General features: G+C 40.2%; 19 protein-coding genes. 14 read left to right on the top strand and 5 right to left on the bottom strand.

The annotated features are described in order from the left end of the window. Nucleotides 1-17 precede the first annotated feature (17 nt). Nucleotides 18-1,625, bottom strand: coding sequence for a diguanylate cyclase (locus HRT55_RS13100; RefSeq protein WP_291621940.1), 1,608 nt, complete (start codon nt 1,623-1,625; stop codon nt 18-20). Nucleotides 1,626-2,061: 436 nt separating this feature from the next. Here HRT55_RS13100 and HRT55_RS13105 point away from each other — a divergent pair, with 436 nt between their 5' ends. The 5 genes from HRT55_RS13105 (at nt 2,062) to HRT55_RS13125 (ending at nt 7,314) form a co-directional block, all read left to right on the top strand. Next, nucleotides 2,062-2,730 carry an ABC transporter ATP-binding protein gene (locus HRT55_RS13105; protein WP_291621942.1) on the top strand — a complete coding sequence of 223 codons (669 nt, stop codon included), beginning with the start codon at nt 2,062-2,064 and terminating at the stop codon, nt 2,728-2,730. 4 nt (nt 2,731-2,734) lie between these two features. After that, nucleotides 2,735-5,209, top strand: a complete 2,475-nt coding sequence (locus HRT55_RS13110) for an FtsX-like permease family protein (RefSeq protein WP_291621944.1) — start codon at nt 2,735-2,737, stop codon at nt 5,207-5,209. 23 nt (nt 5,210-5,232) lie between these two features. Then, complete coding sequence (locus HRT55_RS13115) at nt 5,233-6,378, top strand: lipocalin-like domain-containing protein (protein WP_291621946.1); 1,146 nt, start codon at nt 5,233-5,235, stop codon at nt 6,376-6,378. 83 nt (nt 6,379-6,461) lie between these two features. Then, nucleotides 6,462-6,854, top strand: a complete 393-nt coding sequence (locus tag HRT55_RS13120; protein WP_291621947.1) for a DUF2750 domain-containing protein — start codon at nt 6,462-6,464, stop codon at nt 6,852-6,854. A gap of 1 nt (nt 6,855) precedes the next feature. Beyond that, nucleotides 6,856-7,314 (top strand): GNAT family N-acetyltransferase, encoded by a 459-nt coding sequence (locus HRT55_RS13125; protein ID WP_291621949.1) that lies wholly within the window; start codon nt 6,856-6,858, stop codon nt 7,312-7,314. Between the two features lie 123 nt (nt 7,315-7,437). On the opposite strand, the gene fghA is transcribed toward HRT55_RS13125, so the two are convergent. Both fghA and HRT55_RS13135 read right to left on the bottom strand, forming a co-directional pair. Continuing rightward, complete coding sequence (gene fghA / locus HRT55_RS13130; RefSeq protein ID WP_291621950.1) at nt 7,438-8,280, bottom strand: S-formylglutathione hydrolase; 843 nt, start codon at nt 8,278-8,280, stop codon at nt 7,438-7,440. Nucleotides 8,281-8,501: 221 nt separating this feature from the next. Next, entirely contained in the window at nt 8,502-9,668 is a 1,167-nt protein-coding gene (locus HRT55_RS13135) for an S-(hydroxymethyl)glutathione dehydrogenase/class III alcohol dehydrogenase (RefSeq protein ID WP_291621952.1), read from the bottom strand. A 493-nt stretch (nt 9,669-10,161) separates the two neighbouring features. On the opposite strand from HRT55_RS13135, the gene HRT55_RS13140 reads away from it, so the two are divergent. The 5 genes from HRT55_RS13140 to HRT55_RS13160 all read left to right on the top strand — a co-directional run bounded on the left by HRT55_RS13140 (nt 10,162) and on the right by HRT55_RS13160 (nt 16,805). Continuing rightward, nucleotides 10,162-11,028: a LysR substrate-binding domain-containing protein gene (locus tag HRT55_RS13140; RefSeq protein ID WP_291621954.1), complete on the top strand. Its 867-nt coding sequence runs from the start codon at nt 10,162-10,164 to the stop codon at nt 11,026-11,028. A 107-nt stretch (nt 11,029-11,135) separates the two neighbouring features. Next, a complete protein-coding gene (locus tag HRT55_RS13145; RefSeq protein WP_291621956.1) occupies nt 11,136-11,483 on the top strand; it encodes a hypothetical protein in 348 nt (115 codons plus the stop codon). A 259-nt stretch (nt 11,484-11,742) separates the two neighbouring features. After that, nucleotides 11,743-12,465 carry a TetR/AcrR family transcriptional regulator gene (locus tag HRT55_RS13150; RefSeq protein WP_291621958.1) on the top strand — a complete coding sequence of 241 codons (723 nt, stop codon included), beginning with the start codon at nt 11,743-11,745 and terminating at the stop codon, nt 12,463-12,465. Between the two features lie 116 nt (nt 12,466-12,581). Next, complete coding sequence (locus HRT55_RS13155) at nt 12,582-13,703, top strand: efflux RND transporter periplasmic adaptor subunit (RefSeq protein ID WP_291621961.1); 1,122 nt, start codon at nt 12,582-12,584, stop codon at nt 13,701-13,703. A 12-nt stretch (nt 13,704-13,715) separates the two neighbouring features. Further along, complete coding sequence (locus HRT55_RS13160) at nt 13,716-16,805, top strand: efflux RND transporter permease subunit (RefSeq protein WP_291622351.1); 3,090 nt, start codon at nt 13,716-13,718, stop codon at nt 16,803-16,805. Between the two features lie 186 nt (nt 16,806-16,991). On the opposite strand, the gene HRT55_RS13165 is transcribed toward HRT55_RS13160, so the two are convergent. Beyond that, entirely contained in the window at nt 16,992-18,092 is a 1,101-nt protein-coding gene (locus tag HRT55_RS13165; protein WP_291621963.1) for an HDOD domain-containing protein, read from the bottom strand. Nucleotides 18,093-18,431: 339 nt separating this feature from the next. On the opposite strand from HRT55_RS13165, the gene HRT55_RS13170 reads away from it, so the two are divergent. The 4 genes from HRT55_RS13170 to HRT55_RS13185 all read left to right on the top strand — a co-directional run bounded on the left by HRT55_RS13170 (nt 18,432) and on the right by HRT55_RS13185 (nt 22,458). After that, nucleotides 18,432-19,190: an MBL fold metallo-hydrolase gene (locus tag HRT55_RS13170; protein WP_291621965.1), complete on the top strand. Its 759-nt coding sequence runs from the start codon at nt 18,432-18,434 to the stop codon at nt 19,188-19,190. 135 nt (nt 19,191-19,325) lie between these two features. Next, on the top strand, nt 19,326-19,709 hold the full coding sequence (locus HRT55_RS13175; RefSeq protein ID WP_291621967.1) for an HsmA family protein: 384 nt from the start codon (nt 19,326-19,328) through the stop codon (nt 19,707-19,709). A gap of 113 nt (nt 19,710-19,822) precedes the next feature. Continuing rightward, nucleotides 19,823-20,104 carry a hypothetical protein gene (locus HRT55_RS13180; protein WP_291621969.1) on the top strand — a complete coding sequence of 94 codons (282 nt, stop codon included), beginning with the start codon at nt 19,823-19,825 and terminating at the stop codon, nt 20,102-20,104. 548 nt (nt 20,105-20,652) lie between these two features. Then, on the top strand, nt 20,653-22,458 hold the full coding sequence (locus HRT55_RS13185) for an ABC transporter ATP-binding protein/permease (protein WP_291621971.1): 1,806 nt from the start codon (nt 20,653-20,655) through the stop codon (nt 22,456-22,458). A gap of 96 nt (nt 22,459-22,554) precedes the next feature. Here the strand turns inward: HRT55_RS13185 and yihA are convergent, their stop codons facing one another. Next, the gene (gene yihA, locus HRT55_RS13190) at nt 22,555-23,241 is read right to left on the bottom strand and encodes a ribosome biogenesis GTP-binding protein YihA/YsxC (RefSeq protein ID WP_291621973.1); all 687 of its coding nucleotides are present in this window, start codon (nt 23,239-23,241) and stop codon (nt 22,555-22,557) included. Nucleotides 23,242-23,335 lie beyond the last annotated feature (94 nt).

A 23,335-nucleotide genomic window follows, 5' to 3' on the forward strand; every position in this document is an offset into this window, starting at 1 on the left:
AGCTTAATAAAGAATAGTTATATACTAAAATCTTGCGGTAAATTAGCAGTTAAATTAACAAGCGCGTTATTCCTGCCTCTTTCTTTAGCCTTATATAATGCTTCATCCGCGGCAGCAATAAGACTACTGGGATCACTGCCCTTTTGCGGCACTATTGAACAATAACCAATACTAATAGTTATCACCGCCTCAACCTGGGAAAACTCATGTTTAATGTTTAACGCTTCAATCGACTTTAGACAACGATCAGCAATCAATTTAACGTCATGAGTATCAAGTAAAACAAATGCAAACTCTTCACCACCATACCTAGCAACCATATCAACAGCGCGATTGACTTGCTGCTTAAGACAAGCGCCAACCTTTCTCAAACACTCATCACCCGCTAAGTGACCATAGTTATCATTGTAGGCTTTGAAAAAATCAATATCGATTAACAAAAAGGACACCGATGATTCTTGTCTGATAGCTCGCAACCACTCCCTATCTAAAAATTCATCCATAAAACGCCTATTGGCAATACCGGTCAAACCATCAATCCTAGAGAGCTTTTTTAAGCGCTTATTGGCTTCGTTCAGTTCATTAGTTTTTTCGATGACAATGCGTTGCACCAAATTAGCTCGCTTGGTAATACTGCGAATATAAGCCGTAATAAATAGGGTAAAGATGATACCGGCGCCAACAACAAATAAAGGTAAGACACTTCGTCTTACCGAAATATAGCTTTGTGTAGGTGAACCAATTAAGCTCCACTTACGTCCTAATATTTCAGGCAGTGCTTTCTTATAGATAATGTTTTTATCAACGGTAAAGCCTGTTGATGAACTATGGCTATGGAGTAAATCAATATTATTCGGCTGGGTATCATCAACAACATCGATTTCTAAACCTAGCAATTCGTCATTTAATGTTGAACTAGCAAAAATATCGGCAATACGATACACCCCCAGAATAAAGCCCTGTAGGTTTTGTTTGCGCTTAGCTAAGGTGCTTGGCTGGCCTTTATAGAGCGGCAAAAAGGCTAAAAAAGCTTTACTGCTGTTATTTTCTTGCACCAGGGTGATACTGGCAGTCGCTCGTGCCGTAGCACTATCGCGGGACTTTTCTAAAGTCTCTCGTCTGGTATCACTTGAGGCCAAATCAAAACCAAAAGCAGCTTCATTACCTATTAAGGGCTCGACATAATAAACGGGAAAATATTCAGGCCTTTGTTGCGCCACAGCCATATGGCCTTGTGCTTTACGCTCAGTGAATTCAAAATCTACAAAGTCCTTTCTTAACGCTGTCTCAAAAGTTTGCCTCTGCGCATGGGGCACACGGGGCACCCATTCCAATGCTTGGATATCTTTATGGCGACTTAAGGTTTTTCTTGCTTGAATGGTAAATGTATGAAAATCAGGAATGTTGTCTTGGCTAAACAGTGTCGCTATTGTATATAAAGCTTCAATGTTGATTTCTATTTCTCGGGATAACGAGGCAGCGCGTTCATCAATATCTTTTTGGAACTCACTAATAATGGCTTTTTCTTCGGCATCATAAAGGAACCAGCCACTTAGCGTAGATAGTAAGATACCAGCAATCATGACAAAAATTTGCATTGCTGCATTGTTGACTTTTACAGCCATTTAAAATCCTTAGTCAACTTCATCCCTAGCGCTATTTTTCACAATAATCAGCAACCATTATATTGGTAGCCTTAAAGGATATGTACTGTTTAGGGTAATTGCACCCAAGAAGTGATATTTATTAGGGATATTAATAACATAATATGATTAGCACAAGAGGTATCTGGCAAAATCAGTACAATATAAAAGCATAAGCTAGAGCGATTAAGTCGCTTTTTTGAAAGTACAGATGATTTAATCCAAGGTAAAAAGCAAAGTGACTTATATAGCGTTTTGTCTTTAAATTATCCTGAGTGAGGAAATATATACTCGATAGATAACTGCTTACTTGTTACAAAACTGTTACTACTTGTTGTTTACTCTCACCTATTTGCATTATATTGTTCACTGTAATGCTATTAGCTAGCTGCCTCCCGCAATACAAAAAGGAATTGTTTTGTCCTTATTTATCCAATCGCTCAACCATCAGATCATCGATGGAGATAATCATCGCGATCTACTAGTCGATTTAAACTTATCCGTAGCTCCAGGTGAATGTGTAGCATTAATGGGCGATAGTGGTAGTGGTAAAACAACCTTGCTCAATTTAATAGCCGGTCTTGAGCCAATTCAGCAAGGTAAAGTTGCGGTAGCAGGTACCTCATTAACACAAGCCAGTGATAAACAACTTAGTCAGTTACGCAAACAACATATCGGTATTATTTTCCAACAATTTAACTTACTGACTAGCTTATCAGTGCAAGATAATATTGAATTCAGCGCCAAACTCGCAGGTCGTTATGATGCTCAGCATGGTTTAGCCCTAGCAGAGCAACTGGGTATTAGCAGTTTATTAAAAAAGTATCCGGCAACCTTATCAGGGGGTGAAATGCAGCGAGTAGCCATAGCCCGCGCACTAAACAGTAGGCCAAAATTGTTGCTTGCCGATGAACCAACGGGTAACTTAGATGAAAAGAATAGCAGTCAGGTAGTAGAACAGTTAGTCAAACTGGCCAAATCTAACAATACGGCACTACTTATGGTTACTCATAGCGCTGATGTGGCTGCGAGTATGGATAAGATCTACCGTTTACAAGACTCTTCTATCAGCTTAGTTAGCGGTTAAGTTGATGCAAAAAAATCCGAGCACAGCAAGAAATAGCGAGTTTTTCTTAGTATTAAAAGCGCACCTTGCTGAATACACAAACAAGCCGTTATTAAACCTTGGTTTTATTTTAAGTTTGGCCATAGCCACCAGCACTTTACTCTGTATTCTGGTCTTAAATCATGCCAGTGAGCAACAGTACCAAGAAGCCAATAGCCGGTTAAAATCTCCAGTGAGCTTTTATATTGTTGCCGATGAAGGCGACAATATTTCTATCGATGACTTTAGCAAGTTAACAGCACAAGGCTTTCATCAACTTTCGCCAATTCACCTTTTTGGTAAGACCCTCGCATCCGGTAAACAAATAACCTTTAGAGCCATGGATATTCTGCCACTGGTATTGACTATGCCAGACAGTTTTATTACTGATCGCATTAACCTAAGCAGTGACTACGCAGAATCCCTTGGCTTAACGAATACTTTAACTGAGGCATTAACTGAAGATTCAACCCTTGATTTAGCAACAGCTATAAATAAAGTGAAGCAAGTTACATTAGCTGATGGGCAGTCACTAAAGGTTAACTACCACCAAATCAATGATTGGGGTAAAGTTGCCTTAATTGACTTACCGCTTGCTTGGCAACTTTTCCCTGATATTAAAGGCTTTAGTCATTTAATGGCTGGCGCTATTGGCGATGCTGAAAAAGCCAGGCTGGCAACAGCCTTACCTGAACATTTATCCATACAAGAGGCCTGGTCACTAGAAGAGCGGGAAGGTTTTGCCGATGCTTTGCATTTAAATTTATCGGCACTGGCCATTTTAGGTTTTATCGTCAGTTTATTTATCGCTTTTCAAGCCGCTAATCAAGCATGGCAAAAGCGTGGTGAGTTAGCGGCAAAGTTGCGCTTACTCGGCGTAGAGCTAACCAGCATACAAAAAGTTATGCTGTGTGAAGCTTTTGCCTTAACCTTGCTAGCCAGCATAATAGGTATTGCCATCGCTTTTGTTTTAGTCTCAATATTGCTGCCGATATTAGGTATTACCTTAGAACAGCTTTATCAGCTAAGACAAACCGGACATTTTCAATGGCATTGGTTATATAGCTTGTGGGCATTTGTCATTTCTGGCGTCGCCGTTTTTTTGGCATTGTTAAAACAATTTAGAGTTATTAGCTCAGCAAAAATCGCACTAACAGCGCGCGATGTTCCTCAGCCATTTAACTATAAAGCAAGTGCTGCAATCGGTGTAACCTTGCTGACTATTTTCCTGCTGTGGCCGGATGTTTATGCACAAAATTCCTGGCATCAATTAATGATAAAATATGGCCTGCTGTTAATTGCCAGTGTCGCTTTATTACCTAATTTACTGAGCTACTTACTGAAAGGTATGAGTTATTTTACCCACTCATTTCGGCTCAAGTTTGTTGTTAAAGACGCTCGCCAGCAGGTGGGTAGACGTTATTTACCCTTAGCTGCATTTTACCTAGCACTCACCGCCAGCATTTCCGCTGCGCTTATGGTCAACAGTTTTGAAAAATCGTTCACCGCCTATTTAGATCAGCTACTGAGTTCTGACATTTTTATCAGTTTTAATCCCAAGCAAAAAAACAAGGTGGAGGACTGGCTTAAACAGCAAGACAATATTGATGAATATGTGGTCTTCAAACAGACGACCGCCAAATACGGTGATGATACCCTGGCAGTGCACGCACTTATATCAGTAAAACAACAAAACAGTTTATTGTTTAAAGCAAAGTCATCTAAGCAAAAGCCTACTGGGCAATTTACTTGTTATATCAACGAGCAACTATCGTTGAAAAAAGGCTTAGTTCTAGAGCAACAATTCTCCATAAAACAAGGCTCGCAAACACTCACTTGTACCATAACAGCTATTTTTTATGACTATGGCAATCAAGGCTACTCGGTCAAAATACCGTTAAAAGCAAGAAAAGTGCCTCTTTCAGGCTGGCGAGAACGTGGCTTTGGTGTCTACTTTAATGGCATTAACAAGTTAACTATACCCGCGATAGCTGAACAGCTAGGTATTGATGACCAGCAGATATTTATACCTGAACAAATCAAAGCTATGGCACTAGCAATCTTTAAGCAAACCTTTGTACTCACTCAGGCCATTGCTTTTGTTTTACTGATTATTGCTTGCTTTGGCCTATTTTTATCCGCTAATAATTTAGAATTGGCACGCAAACCAGATTTACAGACCTTAAGTAGCTTAGGTTATAGCCGTATGGAACTGTTTAGTCACATGTTAATACAGTGGTTATTGTTAGCTTTTGGTGTGCTGTTACTGAGTTGGCCGGTAGCTGGTGTACTGGCTAAAGCCTTGGTAGCAAAAGTGCTGCCCGCATCATTTGGCTGGTCAATGCCGTTAGTATTAGATATCGCGCCATTTGTCATCACTAGCTTTACTGGGCTCATCATATTAATACCTGCATTAGCTATTCCCTTATATAAGATCAATGTGAGGGCAAGTTTGTCATGACAAATTTATGCTTAAGGCATTGCTTGAGACATTATTTAAAACATTGCCTAACACCGCTATTGATCTTGCTCGCCTGTACGCTACTTATTACTGGCTGTAGTGAAGATGCGGATAAAAAACGCCAGCCGCTAAAACTTCTTACCGATGCTGACGGACAATATGTTAGTCCATCACGAGATAATCAGATAATTTTTCCACACGCCCATGCACCACAAAAAGCTTATCGCCAAGAGTGGTGGTATCTAACCGCTACTTTAACAACTGAAGATGGCCAGTCATTATCGAGCCAATGGACCCTCTTTCGCCGTGCGGTTGGCGATAAACACTGGTACTTTGCTCATGCCGCTTTAGCAGATGCACAAAGCCATAACACAGCTTATAGAAATGGCCGCGAAGAGCTCGGCAACGTCAACATAACCACTGAGCCCTTTAATGCCACAATTGATGACTGGCAATGGCAATCGACATCTACTTTACTACCAGCACGCCTAGTTTATGGCTCAGCTGTGGGTTCAATACCGAGTGAAGCAGATACCTTAATAAAGAAAACGGCAGTGGTGACTGCAGCAAAAAATGATTGGCAGGTAGAATTAAAGCTCTCAACTAAACAAGACTATTTTCTGCAGGGCGAAAAGGGCTTTAGCCTTAAGCACCCTAGTTTAAATATCGCCAGCCATTATTATTCTCAGCCCTTTATTGAAGTGACAGGCAAGGTCTATTGGCAAGGTAAGTGGCAAAAAGTGACTGGTCAAGCTTGGTTCGATCGCGAATGGGCTTCACAAATGTTAGGACAAGACCAACAAGGTTGGGACTGGTTTTCTCTGCGCTTAAATGAGAGCACTGCTCTGATGGTTTTTCGTGTTCGCTCAGACAGCGAAGATTACTTCTATGGCAGCATAATGGCACGCAATGGCGAGATTCGTAGCATAACATCAAACGAGATCTCCCTAATCAGTAACAACGATAACCATAACTCCAGCAGTGACTCACCCTATCCGCAATCATTTTCATTAGTTATTGCTAAAGAAAATATAGATATAAGCGTACAAGTAATTAATGAGCAACAAATAATGCGCTTTGGTATTGAGTACTTTGAAGGTATGGTGACTTTTAGTGGTAGTCATCAAGGCAAAGGTTTTGTCGAAATGACCGGTTATAGTGATAAGTAACCAGCAGTTAAAGGCTGTTGTTGTTTGTGTATAGATAACACGATAAAATAATTAACAATTATTCCAAACAGCCATTCCTGCCCATGACTATATCAACTGAACAACTCAACACTATCGAAAAATATGATGATGAAAAGCGTTTAAGCTATTTATTACAGCAAGTTGTTAGTAATAAAAGAATTTGGATTTTAGCTGATGAACATGGCTGTATGATGCTCAATACTGACGATGAAGATTGTGTACCAGTATGGCCTAATGAAGAGTTTGCTCAGCGTTGGGCAACAGGTGAGTGGCAAGCATGTAAGCCTCAGGAAATATCCTTGGCTAAATGGTACAGTCGTTGGAGCATGGGCCTAACCGATGATGAACTAGCTTTAGTGGTTTTCCCTAATCAAGATAACCAAGGCTTAGTGCTATTTCCTGAAGAATTTGAACAAGCACTACTCAAAGAAACTAAAAAGCAAAATCGAAAGTAGCATGGATATACGCATCGGTGCACTAACTCATCCCGCAGTCATAGCCTTGTTAGAAGAACATCATCAAGATATGTTGCACCATTCGCCGCCTGAAAGTGTGCATGCCTTGGATTTAGCAGCATTGTCCCATGCAGACATCACCTTTTGGGCTGTGTGGAAAAATAATGAATTAGCCGGCTGCGGTGCTTTAAAAGAGCTAGATAACAGCCAGGGCGAAATAAAATCCATGCGCACCGCTAAAAGCTTTTTACGCCAGGGCGTTGCTAAGTTACTAGTGGAGCATATGATCGACCAAGCAAGTAGTCGTGGTTACCAAAAGCTCAGTTTAGAAACCGGTACCATGGAGGCATTCCTTCCCGCTAAAAAACTCTATCGACAACTTGGCTTTGAAATTTGCCCGCCCTTTGCTGATTATCAAGAAGATCCTTACAGCACCTTTATGACTAAGAATATTAGCTAAGCGAGTATTCACGCTGCACAAGCCGAATATATTCAATAAAAAGGCCACTTAGTAACGAGTTACTAAGTGGCCTTTTTGTGTCTGCTATCCCATGCTAGAAAGCTTTGATTTTAAGTTGTCATGCTAGGCTGTGAGCAAGTGCTCATAGTGAAAGCGTAAATGCTGTTCAATAAAGCTGCTAATAAAGTAATAGCTATGGTCATAACCTTCATGACGATTAAGCTCAAGCGGGTAGCCATTGCTCTTTGCCGCCAACACCAAAGTATCTGGCTTTAACTGCTGTTCAAGAAAGTTATCTGCTTCGCCTTGATCCACTCTCGCCGGCACAAATTGCTTAACATTTCGCATTAATTCGCTAGCATCATGTTCACGCCAGCTTTCTTTATCATCCCCCAGATAAGCACTAAAGGCTTTTTGTCCCCAAGGGCAATTGATTGGATTACTAATAGGACTAAAAGCTGATACCGAACTATAACGCTGAGGATTTTTCATCGCGATAGTTAAAGCGCCATGTCCACCCATAGAATGACCAGCGATAGCACGTTTATTACTTACCGGAAAAGTTGCTTCAATTAGTGCTGGTAACTCATCAACGATATAATCATACATTTGATAATGACGATTCCATGGCGCTTGGCTAGCATTAAGGTAAAAACCTGCCCCTTGCCCTAGATCATAGCCGTCATCATCGGCAACCCCTTCCCCGCGAGGGCTAGTATCAGGAGCAACAATAGCGATACCTAACTCAGCGGCAATTCGTTGTATGCCAGATTTTTGCATGACATTTTCATCGGTACAAGTGAGTCCTGATAACCAATAAAGCACCGGCACTTTATGGCTACTGGATGCTTGTGGTGGTAAATAAATAGCAAAACGCATACTGCAATTTAAGCTTTTGGCTTGATGACTATATTGTTTATGCCATCCGCCAAACATCTTATTAGTACTTAGACATTCTATCGTCATAACTTTTCCTTCTATACCCTGTGCACCCAACTCGTAATGATAAAATACTCAAGATGAACAGAATATAATTTCAATTGAGAGCGGTTTTAGGCATTGCCGCCATTATTACGCAAAAACGCTGTGAATATGTCCATATAAGCTTTGCTTATTCATCCATGAATAAGAAATTTTGTTTTATAAGGCAGCTGCATGCCTAATATTAATGTTATCGATAGCTTAGGCTATTTATCAAAGTGAATAACACTACGAATACTCTCGCCTTTATGCATCAGCTCAAATGCTTCATTGATGTCTTCTAGTCCCATGGTGTGAGTAATAAAATGATCTAGCTTGAATTCACCTGCCAAGTAACGCTCTACGTAATCAGGCAACTCAGTACGACCTTTAACACCACCAAAGGCAGAGCCACGCCATACTCGACCAGTCACTAATTGGAAAGGTCTCGTTGATATTTCTTGTCCTGCACCCGCAACGCCGATAACAATAGATTCGCCCCAACCTTTGTGACAACACTCTAAAGCCGAACGCATTAGGTTTACATTACCAATACACTCAAACGAGTAATCAACGCCGCCATCGGTCATTTCAACAATAACGTCTTGAATTGGTTTGTCGTAATCTTTTGGATTGATGAAATCGGTAGCACCTAATTTTTTCGCCAGCTCAAATTTACTTTCGTTAATATCAATGGCAATAATACGGCTGGCTTTTGCCATAGTTGCGCCAATCACCGCTGAAAGACCAATGCCACCAAGACCAAAGATGGCGACTGTCGCTCCCTCTTCAACTTTTGCAGTATTCATTACCGCGCCCATACCAGTAGTAACACCACAGCCTAACAAACACACCTCTTCTAATGGAGCTGCTTTATTAACTTTCGCTAATGAAATCTCGGGTAATACTGTGTATTCAGAGAATGTTGAACAGCCCATGTAATGGAAGATCGGCTGACCATCTTTATAAAAACGGGTAGTACCATCAGGCATTAACCCCTTGCCCTGGGTTTCACGAATTTTTTGACATAAGTTAGTTTTACCCGATAAGCAGAACTTACATTCGCGACACTCTGGTGTGTACAATGGGATAACATGGTCACCAACTTGTACGCTGGTAACACCTTCACCGATTTGCTCAACAATACCGCCACCTTCATGACCTAAAATCACTGGGAAAATACCTTCTGGATCATCTCCAGATAAAGTAAAAGCATCGGTATGGCAAACGCCTGATGCAATCACCTTAACTAATACTTCACCTTTGCGAGGTAGCATTACATCGACTTCTTCGATAGATAACGGTTGGTTCGGGCCCCAAGCAATAGCGGCTTTCGATTTAATAAATTTGTCAGCGCTTACTTTCGGCATTTGTTCGGTCATTTTTTCAGACATAGGTATTCTCGCTTTTATCGTTTTCAAAGAGTATATACCCGTCACCATTCAAAGTGCTCGATTTCAGTGGGAATTTAAATGACTTTAGGCAAGGAGAAGAACGTAAACATAGTTATTCTATATTTTTGTCCTTTAACGCCGCATAAAGTCATTTAAAAACCATCGCAGAAGCACTTGAGCAACATCACTTCATCGTTACATCCATTTGAAATGGAATAACCATGGCTACATTGATATGCCTTGAATTCAAATTGCTCAAGCACTCTGAAATATGCATCTTGAGTGGTAACGGGTAGTAAGTATGGCTATCAAGTGTAGTCTATTGCTAAAAAGCTAAAGCTAACAACAAGCTTATCTGCTAATAAGGTTTAACTAACGTTTAACTAACACTAAATAATTATAGCCAAGTAAAGTATGAGGGCTATTATATTTGTTTCTATAAAAATGATAATATCCTATTTTAACAAATCACTTTTACATATAGGTAACAATCATGAATTGGCAAGGTATCAGTGAATTCGTTTATGTCGCAGAAGCGGAAAGCTTTACCTTAGCGGCTAAGAAATTAGCCATATCAACCGCACAAGTCAGCCGCCAGATCACCGCCCTAGAAAACCGCCTGAAAGTTAAATTGTTATATCGCACTACTCGCAAAGTATCACTGACCCAAGAAGGCACATTATTTTATCAACATTGCCGAGCCGTTCTCGACGGACTAGAGCAAGCTGAAACAGCAATAACCAACTTACAATCCACTCCGCAAGGCAAGATAAAAATCACTGCATCAGTGACTTATGGCGAACAACAAGTACTACCGCTAATAAATGATTTTATTTTGCAACATCCCGATATTCAGGTAATGGCAAAGTTAACTAACCAAAAAATTGATTTAGTTGATGAAGGTTACGACCTCGCTATTCGACTAGGCAAACTTAATGACTCGACTTTAATGGCCAAGAAGTTAGCCAAGCGGACTAATTATGTCTGTGCGGCACCTGCTTATATCAGTAAACACGGCACTCCCCATGCTCTTTCTGAATTGAAGCAACATAATTGTCTATTAGGCACCTTGGATTACTGGCGCTTTCGAGAGAATAACAAGGAGAAAAATATCCGCGTCAGTGGCAGTCTCCGCTTCAACTCGGGTTATGGCTTAGTTGATGCCGCATTAAAAGGTATTGGTATGGTGCAATTACCCGATTACTATGTGAAAGAGCATATAGAACAAGGCCGATTAATCACCTTACTTGACCATTACCGCGAGCCTGATGAAGGTATTTGGGCTGTTTATCCTCATAATAGACAACTGTCAGCCAAAATTAGATTGCTCGTTGATTACCTTGCTAAGCACCTAGCCTAACGGCCAAATCTAAATGCTAGCCTTCAGCTATACTAGGAAAGTAATTGGGCGTCCAAGGCTAGGAGAAAAATATCAAACTATATGAACTCTCGTTCACAAGAATTATATTGCTTAGCGATAGTATTGCCGAGGTGATAGTTAACGAGGGTGTGGAAATGAACCTTGCTATGGTAAGTCAGTTTCATGAATTTTTACTGGCCCACCTGCAAAGTCCATTTTCATTACTTATTAACAAAGAGAACGCTTATTCTTATGATTTTGATGCACAAGTAACTATTGGCAACTTAACCGAGATTCACGCCATGGCTGTTGTCGCCTACAATCAAGCAACAAAGATAAGTACCACCTATATGTTAGAGTCAATCCCTAGACCGGTAGCATGGAATTTACGAATTTATTCAGATCGTGAAGTGGCATTGAACTGGTTACAATTAGAGCAAGCTCAATTTAGTTAACTTTTCTCCTGCCACTAGTAAAAACTTCCCTATAGCAAGTACGGCGACTACTGCCCGCAAATGTAGCGTGAGTGCAGTATTGGTTTCATGGCATCTAATCAGCTAGCTTTCTTATCGACTAAGTAGTTATTCATAGTGACTAGCTATAAATGTTATCGATAATAAGTGATTTGTACTTGAACTTAACAAAAAGTTAGTTAAAATAACATTTGAACGACATTTGAACGACATTCGAATAACATTTCACATTAGGTTTACTATGGCTCCAGCTCCAAGATTTAGTGCAGAAGAACAAGAAAAGTTAATCATATGTGCGGCAATTAAGGCTATCGAAGATAGTAGTTTGTTAGACTTTTCTATGTCTGCTATTGCCAAATTAGCAGGTCTGTCTATGGGCTCTGTCTATAAATTCGTGCAATGTAAAGAAGATGTACTCATTGCCTTAGCTACTCGTATGTATCAAGAGCGACAATCAGTTTTCAAAAAGGTACTGGCACTGCCCTTAACAACACCTGAGCGCATTATTGCCGCCAGCTTGTTAGATTTTTCCAAAGTACAAATGTATAACTTTGATAATCAGCTCGAAAGCATTGTTAACACTGACGCTATGATGAAACGCTGCTCACAGCGCTGGCTCACGCAAATGATTGCCTGCGGTGAACGGTGCCAAACTATGTTTCAACAGTTTATGCAAGCCGCTGCAGATTCAGGTGAATTAACCTCAGGCAGCCGAGATATTGAAGAAATAAACTTAGGCACTTGGTCATTATCAGTGGGTTATTTTCAAACGGTACGTTTACATCATTGCCGGCTTAATAATCATGAAGAAAGTTCCACAGATGAGATGCTCGCGCTAACACCCGATGATTTACATATTCGCACTATGCAACGCTTAGTCAATAGTTATGATTGGCAGCAAAAAATAGCCAATGATGACATAAAAAAAGTGTGTCTAATGCTAACCAATGCCGGACTTAGGTAAGTTAACAACCCAATACCAGCACAGATTAACTATCATTAAACAAATTAGTCGCACTACAGTAAAAACGCTTAAATTATTAGTTATGCGCTTTAAATAAAAGGGATAAAGGAACAATCATGAATATAACTAAATGGCTTGTGGTTATTATATTATTAGCCGGAACAGTTTTTGGCTTATATAGCTATAAATCATCGCTACAAGAAGCGGCCAAGGCACAATCTGCCAGCATGCCTGAGCCAGCAGCAACAGTTACTGCGATAGAAGTCAGTAATATTAACTACCAAAAACATATTCAAGTCAGTGGTGAAGTACAAGCATTTAAATTTTTAATGCTCATTAACGAACTTGCCGGTGAAATTATCCATTTAAATGCTAGCTCTGGCAGTCTAGTTCATAAAGGCCAGGTATTACTCGAGTTAGACCATAGGGATGAAGATGCCCGTTTAATGGCCGCTAAAGCAACATTAATGTTGGAGCAACAAACCTTAGCACGCAATATTAAACTACACAAAAATCGTACTATTAGTGAAGAGCAAGTAGACCAAGCTCGTGCCGCTGTACAAATAGCACAAGCTGATATAAGCGTAATCAAAACCGCAATAGACAAAAAAACCTTAACCGCGCCTTTTACCGCCAAAGTAGGTATTCATAGCTTGGAAATTGGTCAGTATTTAGATAAAAATAGTCAGGTACTTGAGCTTGTTGGTGTTAATGATTTTACTTGGATTGACTTTAATCTACCGCAGCTCTACCAAGAGCTAAGTTTAGGTTCGACGGTAAAAATTAGCCCAATGAATCAAGCGGCTGAATTTGATGCCAGCATAATTGCTATTGACCCACAGTTATCACGTATTTCACGTCATTTAAAATATCGCGCGCAAATATCATCAGCAACCTTAGCATTAAAACCTAATACCTTGGTCTCTGTGATAGTGCCCATTGCTAAACAAGCAACACTCGCATCAGTACCTGATTTAGCAATAAAACGCGACGCCTTAGGTGACTATGTCTTTGTTTTAGAACCTGCTGGTGAAGGAAGTTATCGCGCTAAACAAGTTCCTGTTGAACTCGGTGAACGACAAGGTGAACGAGTAATGATCCTTAGTGGCATTGCAGCTGGTCAGCTTGTTGCAAATAAAGGTGCATTTAAATTATACCCAGGCATGAAAGTATACCTTGCCAGCGAAGCTGCTGAAGTCGCAGCTAAAGCACCTTCTACTGATGCCAGTGCACAATAATAAGGGATTATGATGCAAGAAAGTAAACCATCAATTATGGACATTTTTGTCAAACGACCTGTGGTCGCCATTGTTTTGTCTATTATTATTTGTATTGCCGGCCTATGGTCAGCAAGCAAAATTCCAGTACTGCAATTCCCAAAAATTGAAAGTGCTTCATTAGTTATTGAAACCTATTATATCGGCGCGGCTGCTGATGTGGTGCAAGGTTTTATTACTGAGCCAATTGAGCGCGTTGCCGCTACTGTGCCTGGGGTTGAATATGTCGACTCGACCAGCACTTCTGGTAGCTCGAAAGTTACCGCTTGGTTAAAGCTCAATGAAAATTCAACCTTAGCGCTAGCAGAATTAACCGCGCGCTTAAGCCAAATTCGTTTTGAATTACCTGCAGGTGCGCAAGATCCTATGGTATCAGTTAGTCGTGCAGATAGGCCTTTTGCGGTGTTTTATTTAAATGTCCAGGCCAATGGTAATGACTTATCGCGCATTACTGATTATTTAACTCGCCAAGTTAATCCAGTTTTAAATGCTATTGAAGGCGTGCAAAGAGTCGGTATTGAAGGGGCTCGAACACCAGCAATGCGGGTGTGGTTAAATGCCGAGGCACTGCAAATATTTAACTTAAGCGCCAGTGATGTTTATCAAGCCTTAGCGACCAACAACACCATAGCCACGTTAGGTTATGTGGAAAATAGTCGACAAAAAATTGATATCGTTGCCAATACCCAACTGAGCAGTGTTGAAGAGTTTCAACAATTGGTCATCAGTGAACTAGATGGCGCTAATATCTATTTAAAAGATGTCGCAAAAATTGAGCTCGCCGCTGAAGATACTAGTGTTACCGCTAGACTAAACGACAAAGATGCCGTTTATATTTCTATTTGGCCATTGCCTGGCGCTAATGAAATTGCCATTGGTGATAGGTTATATAAAACAGTAGCTGAGCTAAACAAAACCCTGCCTCATGGTATTTCAATTGATTATGCTTATGACGGCACCTTGTATATGCGTGATGCGTTAACTGAAATTTTTACCACCTTAGCTGAAACCGTCATTTTAGTTGGCTTGGTAGTGGTATTATTAATGGGCTCTTTTAGAAGCGCCATAGTGCCATTAATCACCATACCTATTTCTATTTTAGGTGCTATTGCCGCCATGTCTATGATGGGCTTTTCGTTAAATCTATTAACCGTATTAGCTATCGTACTCTCGGTGGGCTTGGTGGTCGATGATGCCATTGTTGTGGTAGAAAATGTCGCCCGACTTATGCGTCAAGGCATGTCAAGATTTGATGCCGCCTTGATTAGTTCACGCCAGCTATTGGTGCCTATTATCTCGATGACGTTAACACTGGCAGCGGTTTATGCGCCTATCGGGTTTTTATCAGGCCTAACGGGCGTATTGTTCAAAGAGTTCGCCTTTACCTTAGCTATTGCCGTTATTATTTCAGGTATAGTTGCTATTACTTTATCACCTATTATGAGCGCTTATGTTTCACCTCAAGGTGGTGAGGAAGGCTGGTTCACCGGTAAAGTTAATCATCTCTTTGAAAAACTGCAGTCGAGCTACGCCAAATTATTAACGCAGATATTTAAGTGGCAAGGACAAGTTTTTCTTATTGCTTTTGTGGTCTCGCTGCTTAGTGTGCCTTTTTATCTGCACTCGAAAAAGGAATTAGCACCGGTAGAAGATCAAGCCATGGTTATGTTTGTCATTCAATCACCACCTGATGCTTCGTTAGAATATAACGTCGCGCAAATGAATCCTGTAGTGGCAAGCTTGCAAGAAATTGAAGGTGGGAATAAAATTTGGCAGATCATTTTTGGTGGCGGTGGTTTTGGTGGTTTAGAGTTGGTTAGTGCCGATGATCGCGACTATAGCGCCCAGTCATTAGTACCACAAATTTACGGGAAATTAGCGCAAATACCTGGGCTAAATATGTTTCCTATTCTACCGTCTTCTTTACCGAGTTCAGGTCAGTTTGAAATTGAAATGATTGTTAAAGCATCTGCCCCTTATAGTGAAATGAAGCAATATGCCGATCGACTTGTTGGGGCAGCCTTTGCCAGTGGTCAATTTCTTTACGCAGATACCGATTTAAAAATAGATCTTCCGCAAATAGAGCTACAACTAAACCGAGAAAAAATTGCTGATTTAGGAATGAGTGTTGGACAAGTAAGTGAGCAATTGGGGGTTTTATTGTCCAGCAATTTTGTTAATCGTTTTGATGCGAATGGTAAAGCATATCGCGTTATACCCATAGTTAATGACGAAGTGCGCAGTAAAACCGAAGCTATCTTATCGTTGAATATTAAACTACCTACCGGTGAGCTATTACCTGTATCGGCGGTGGCTGAGTTAAAATGGAAAACTGTGCCTAGAGAGCTAGGTACATTCGCTCAACAAGCTTCCTTTAGAATTTTCGGCGTCACTGCCCCAGGTTCAAACAAAGAAGCGGCTTTATCTGCCATTGAAAATGCGGCAAAAGAAATGTTACCGCTAGGTTATTCCATTGATTATGCTGGCGAATCTCGTCAGTTACGCCAAGAGGGTAATACTTTAATTATGGTACTGGCGGTATCACTATTGATCGTATTTTTAGTACTGGCGATACAATTTAATAGCTTTAGAGATCCCTTAGTGGTGTTGCTAGGCTGTGTGCCATTAGCGCTATCTGGTGCCTTGTTAATCCCTTATATGGAATTAACCACCATTAACATTTATTCGCAAATAGGCTTAATTACCTTAATTGGCTTAATTGCTAAAAATGGTATTTTAATTGTAGAATTTGCTAACCATGCTCAGGAGCTTGGCGCGAATAAACTTACTGCGGTAACTGAAGCAGCAACCACACGTTTACGTCCAATTTTAATGACCACAGCAGCAACAATCTTGGGGCACTTTCCCTTGGTATTGGTTACTGGTGCAGGCGCAGAAGCGCGTAACAGTATTGGTATTGTTTTAGTAGCAGGTATGTTTATTGGTACCATATTTACCTTGTTTATTTTACCTAGCTTTTATTTATTGCTGGCAGAAAAAAGGCATAAATTGGACGAGCACGAATTTGATGTATCACAAGCAGCACTCGATAAAGTCTGTTAGATATACATTAGATCTATTAGACCCTTAAACCTCGGTTAAGCATACAAAAAGCCACAGTGTACATAGCACTTGTGGCTTTTTTAGTGCGCCATTAATACTTTTTATCACGTTGTTTAGTCATTGCCGTGAATTATCGCTCGATAACCTGGGCTACATCGCCATGTTAAGCGAAAGGAAAAAACTGTACTAATTGTTAATCCTGTCGGCTAAGCGCCGCTCAATATACTGTTTCGCTTCGTCACTATAGAGTAATGCTGTCGCCGTCTCAGTTACCTCTTCTTGGCTTTTATTATGGTGTTCCAACATCATCATCAGCTCACTAATGATATTGGCTTCATAAACATAACACGCCATAGGGCGCTTACTAAAAGCAGCCGACAACTTAGCCGAATTAGTTAACTTCACCTGCACAGTAAGCGCCTCTAATATTGACTGAGGAAAGTGCCAATGTTTAGCGATGTGATAGGTTAACTTTTTTGACTTCTGCTGCATTAATTCTTTAAAAGCATAAGAGTTAGGTTGGCAGTCTGGGTGTACATAAGCAAAGGCACCCATCAATAATTGATAAATAATCATATCACCCAAGTTACAAATTAAGCCGATAAGGTAGCCTTGTGCTGCCTCATTTTTATCAGGAGATGCCTTTATTAATTCTTTACTGATAACACCACAGGCAAGGCTATGTTGCCAAATTTTGCTGCCATAGTGCTTAAAGTATATTTGTGATTGTGGGGTTAACTTACTGACAAAGCCATTGATTACCCCTTCAATAAGACCATTACTACCAAGCAACATAAAAGCGGATTTGAGATCGGTTATTGCTTTATTGCTGTGGTTATAAAATGAGGAGTTGGCCAATTCTATGACTTTTGCGGCTATTGAGGGTTCTTGCTGAATTAAATCAAGCAAAAGCTCAGTATCAAAATTATCATCACGCAAATGAGCCATCACCTTGTGAAGAGAAGCAGGTAAAACCGGCATGACATTTAGCATACCACTAGGATTTTTCAGCAAAACGGCAACCTTATCGGCAACATAACGTGATAGTTCATCATGCTGCACAGCTGCTGTTGATTGGCCAAATAAAAAATCATAGTAGCTTTGCTGGTGTGCCTCTTCAGCACTAACCAAGCTCAGCGGTTTGACTTGGTTAGTGCTGTGCAATTTATCGATTGCTTTTTGCTGCAGTTCTTCAGCAGAGATCTTATCTTCTTCAAAATAAAAATAATTGGGTTGCTGTTCAGCATCACTACTGGGGAATAATAGCTTTACCACCTCTTTAAACATATGATACTTGAGTCCTATTAAGTTCGCAGCGCGCTTTTAATTGCTAGGTTCCACGATAGTTTGCCAATACAATCTCTAAAGTCACTATCCCACAACAGTTTTATCTATATCCATGGTATAAATTAAGAATAGCCCAAAGCCAGACAAAGCATTGGCGCAATGAATAAATCACATCAAGATATTACTTGTGCAAAAGCGCTCAGGTAAAAAAAGATAAAAAAAATCTCAAGCAATGGCTTGAGCTTTAATCGACTTCTTATTGAAAATAATAGTGCATCATTAGGCAGTTTATTTTAAGGTACTGTATGCAACCAAAATACACTTAATAGCTATTTCATTATGAAACTACATCACCTTGACGGTCATATTCAAACAATTTTACTGGCAGAATATCCAGATAAGCTGTTGCTGCTTGATGGTTGCTGTCGTTCAGACATCCCTGTATTAAAGCATTTTATCACCCAGACCTTACAGCGCCCTTTTAATGATTTAACTTTGATTGTGGTAACTCATATGCACCCTGATCATGCTGGTGCCGCTAATACCTTACGAAAAATAACTGGCTGTAAAATTGCCACGGCCAATGTTGCTGGTCAGTGGTATTCAGGTCTAGAGGGTCGGCTTATGCACCTTACCGACATATTGTTAGCTAAATGGGTCGCCAAACGCATGAAAAAACCCAGCAAAAAGACTTGGTATTCAAGCCAATTAATAGCTGACTATAAACTCAATGATGGTGAGCCGTTACCGGGCTTTTCAGACTGGGTTGCCTTAGCTACTCAAGGGCATACTGATAGAGATTTATCTTTACATCACCTAGCCAGCAATAAGGTTTATGTTGCCGATTTAATGGTCAAAGTTAAAAATAAATTTATTCCACCCTTCCCTATTTTTTATCCTAATCGTTATCGAGCTTCACTGCACAAAATAATCGCGCTAAAGGCCGACAGTATTATCCTTGCGCATGGCGGGGAAGTAAGGCTATCCGAGTATGATTACCAACATATATTGGCGTTAGCGCCTAAAATACCCAGAACTCATTGGCGCTCGGTTAAGACAAAGCTAAAGAATTCCTTCAAGTTTATGCCATCTAAGTAGCAGCAAAACAATGACTACTCGCCACTAGCGGTGTTTGGCTGATAACTATATTGATTCACCTCAACAACTCACTAATGCAATTAATTATCAATTAGATTAAAATCATGCCTTTAAATTTTTCTAAAGGATAAAGCTGTGACACCATTAATTTTAACAGGAGCAATTTTTTTCACCCTCGCCCTGATCTTTTATTCTATTGGCATCTGGAATGACTATTACCATAAAAAATTAAAGCAGTGGCATCTGGCCATGTTTGGCCTTGGTGTTATTACAGATACTATTGGTACACTTTGCATGTACTTGCATGTCGGTCACCTTATCTTTACCGCTCATTCTATTTCAGGTTTCCTCGGTCTTTTCTTGATGATTTTCCACTTTTTTTGGGCATTCATAGCAATCCGGAATAATGATATTGAGCTACAAAAGACTTTCCATCGCTTTAGCATCCTTGTTTGGGCTTTCTGGATGATTTCTTATATTTCTGGCTTATACCTTGGGGTTAGCGGGTTAGCGGGTTAGCGTAATCATTAATGAGTATAGTTACACGAGTCACTGCTCATCATTATTGAATATACATTGAAAACTGCTATACCTTAGTTATATGTTGTAGTGATACTAGGACGCAATAATCTATGTCTTCTGTTATTAAGAACACCAAGCATTTAACAAGTGAGAATGAAGTGGTTTTAGAGGAACGCAGGCACGAATGTCCTAGTGAACATGCATTATGGTCGAAACTTAGTGTTGCCCAGCAAGCTTCTGTAAGTTCAATGCATAATTATGGTTATCAGCTTAGTTTTATTCGCAACGAAGCTGAAGAAATGCTGGTAGTCATGCTACTTAATGAAGCGGTTATTGTTATTGATGATGAAGGGACTATTGATACTCAAGTTAGTATTGATATCCGAAAGTAGCATTGGTAGCTAAGCTCAATCGTTATTGTGCTGATATAATTATCACTGCACAATAACTGTATAAACGCCCAAACAATGATCCAGAACAAATAAATAGAGCTAATACTTTATAAATAGCTTTACATATATAGAGTTCTTGCTCTATAGTACACTTGTTCTTAAGCGAACACTTATTGTAATAATTTTTTGTAGCTTCCCCATAAGCTAGTGTGCCGATGTAGTTCTTAACTATTTAATAGTGAAGAAAATGACATCGGCTTTTTTATGCCTGAAATTTAGTGACCATTGCCGCCCACTATTGATAAGAACTGTTAGGCATAACGCTTACATGGGTACTTCCCCCGCCCACCGAACTTGCAACTGACTTAATGGAGTACTTTCACTTACATATTTTGCCTTTATTTAGCGCTAAGTTAGCGTTACTTTTACCCTAATGTGCCCATATTAAGATATTACTGCCTAGTTCAATGCTCACTAAAAGCGTAGACTATTGGCAATATTTTCATCCACTAGCTTCTTAACTGAGCTAGTAAAGACTAAGGGACCTTATGTCTGAACACTCCTCGGCCAGCTCACTTACCGACACAGTTGCAACTGAAAAATCTCAAGATAAGAAAGTTGCCATCCTCTTTGAGCTAATTCAATTTATTCGTCCCTATAAAGGTCATGTATTAGCCGCTTTTATCGCCCTTATTTTTACTGCTGCGGTAATGCTGTCTGTTGGTCAAGGCGTTAGGATGTTAATTGATGAGGGCTTTGCTCAACAGTCCATTGAGCAATTACAGCAAGCTGTGCTATTTATTTTGGCAATTACCGTATTAATTGCCGGCGGTACATTTTCTCGCTTTTATTTAGTTTCCTGGTTAGGTGAGCGAGTCAGTGCAGATATACGTTTGGCGGTATTTAATCATGTCATTACTTTGCACCCTAGCTATTTTGAGACCAACGGCAGTGGCGATATTATGTCACGCATCACCACTGATACCACGCTATTACAAAGTATCATAGGTTCTTCATTTTCTATGGCGATTCGCAGTGTCTTAATGCTGCTAGGCGCACTGGTAATGTTGTTTGCCACTAATATTAAATTAACCATTATTGTTTTAATTTCAGTGCCATTTATTTTGGTACCCATCTTATTTTATGGCCGTAAAGTGAGAAAATTATCACGTAAGAGCCAAGACTCAATGGCCGATGTTGGTAGTTATGCGGGCGAAGCTATAGAACATATTAAAACAGTGCAAAGTTATACCCACGAGCAACAAGAAAGGCACGCTTTTGCTAAAGAAGTTGAAAAGTCATTTGATATTGGTCGTAGTCGTATAAAACAACGTGCCACCTTAATTGCCGGTGTTATTATTATCGTTTTTGGCGCTATCACCGGCATGTTATGGGTCGGTGGCAGTGACGTGATCCACGGTAAAATGAGCGGCGGTGATTTAGGCGCTTTTGTATTTTATGCCATTTTAGTGGCTTCTTCTTTAGCAACCATTTCAGAAGTACTAGGTGAATTACAGCGCGCTGCTGGTGCGACCGAAAGACTCATTGAGATTTTACACGTTAAAAGCCATATTCTTCCGCCGATAGAAAATGTGGTATCGGCAAAAGATCTTAACGCAGAAATTACTTTTGAAGAAGTGAGCTTTAACTACCCTTCAAGACCAGATCAAGCAGCAACGCAAGGACTTAACTTAGTCGCGGAGCAAGGTAAAGTATTGGCTTTAGTTGGCCCATCCGGCGCAGGAAAAACCACGCTATTTGAACTGCTACAGCGCTTTTATGATCCACAAGAAGGTCGTATAACCTTAGGCGGCACTGATATACGCCAACTTGACCCGGAAGACCTTCGCCAACAAATGGCCTTGGTGCCACAACAGCCGGCACTATTTAGCAGTGATGTTTTTCATAATATACGCTACGGCAAGCCTGATGCTAGCGATGAAGAAGTCATCTCTGCCGCTAAAAAAGCCCACGCTCATGAATTTATCAGTCAATTGCCGCAAGGCTATAATAGTTATCTAGGTGAACGTGGTGTGCGTCTTTCTGGTGGTCAACGTCAGCGTATAGCCATCGCTCGGGCAATATTAAAAGACCCGCATATATTATTGCTCGATGAAGCAACCAGTGCTCTTGATAGTGAAAGTGAACATTATGTGCAACAAGCACTTGAAGAATTGATGCGTGGTCGCACCACCATTATTATTGCTCATCGCTTTTCAACCATACAACATGCTGACCATATTGCGGTATTAGATCAAGGCCGGTTAGTTGATATCGGCGATCATCAATCATTATTGCAAACCTGTGACTTATATCAGCGCTTAGTGGAGCTACAGTTTAAACAAGTAAGCTAAGCTGAAAACACATTTAGGAGGAGATACAGATACAAAAAAAGGAGAACCGCTAAAGCGTTCTCCTTTTTTCATTTGGATAAAGGGCTGTTGATTTAATTAATTCTGAAAATCTTCCGGTAAGATATTGTCACCTTCATCGCCTGAATCAGTTGCTTCAGGCAAGTCATAATCTTCAGCTTCCTGTTCAAGCCAATCACAAATAATGGCATCGGCCTGTTCTTTGCCGGTATATTTGAGTGATGAAAAAGCTTGTACTCGAATATCAGCATTTAATGGTGCTAAGGCTTTCTTAACGCTAAGCACTTCAGCGCTACGTTTACCTTGTGATAACTTGTCACATTTAGTCAACAAAACTAACGTAGCTAATTCGCTATCTGCTGCCCATTGAATTAAATCCATGTCTAAGTCTTTTAGCGGATGACGAATATCCATTAAAATGACTATGCCTTTTAAGCACTGACGTTTTTCTAAATATTCACCCAGTGCTTTTTGCCATTTTTTCTTCATTTCTAATGGCACTTTGGCAAAGCCATAACCAGGTAAATCGATTAGGCGTCGATTCTCTGCTACTTCAAACACGTTGATAAGCTGAGTTCGACCTGGGGTTTTACTTATGCGCGCCAATCCTCTTTGATTGGTTAGCGTATTTAAGGCACTAGATTTACCTGCATTAGAGCGGCCCGCAAAGGCGACTTCAATACCAGAATCAGCTGGTAAACGACGAATATCTGGGGCGCTAATGGTAAAGGCGGCTTTAGTTAAATGTATCTTTGTAGAAGACAAGGGCTTAACTCGTTTAAAATTTTCGTCATTATAGCGTTTTTCTTCGACAAATATTATTAAAAAAATGCACAAAACAGTGAAATCACGGTTTTTT

The sequence above is a fragment of the Colwellia sp. genome (assembly GCF_013214175.1).
Lineage (GTDB): Bacteria > Pseudomonadota > Gammaproteobacteria > Enterobacterales > Alteromonadaceae > Colwellia.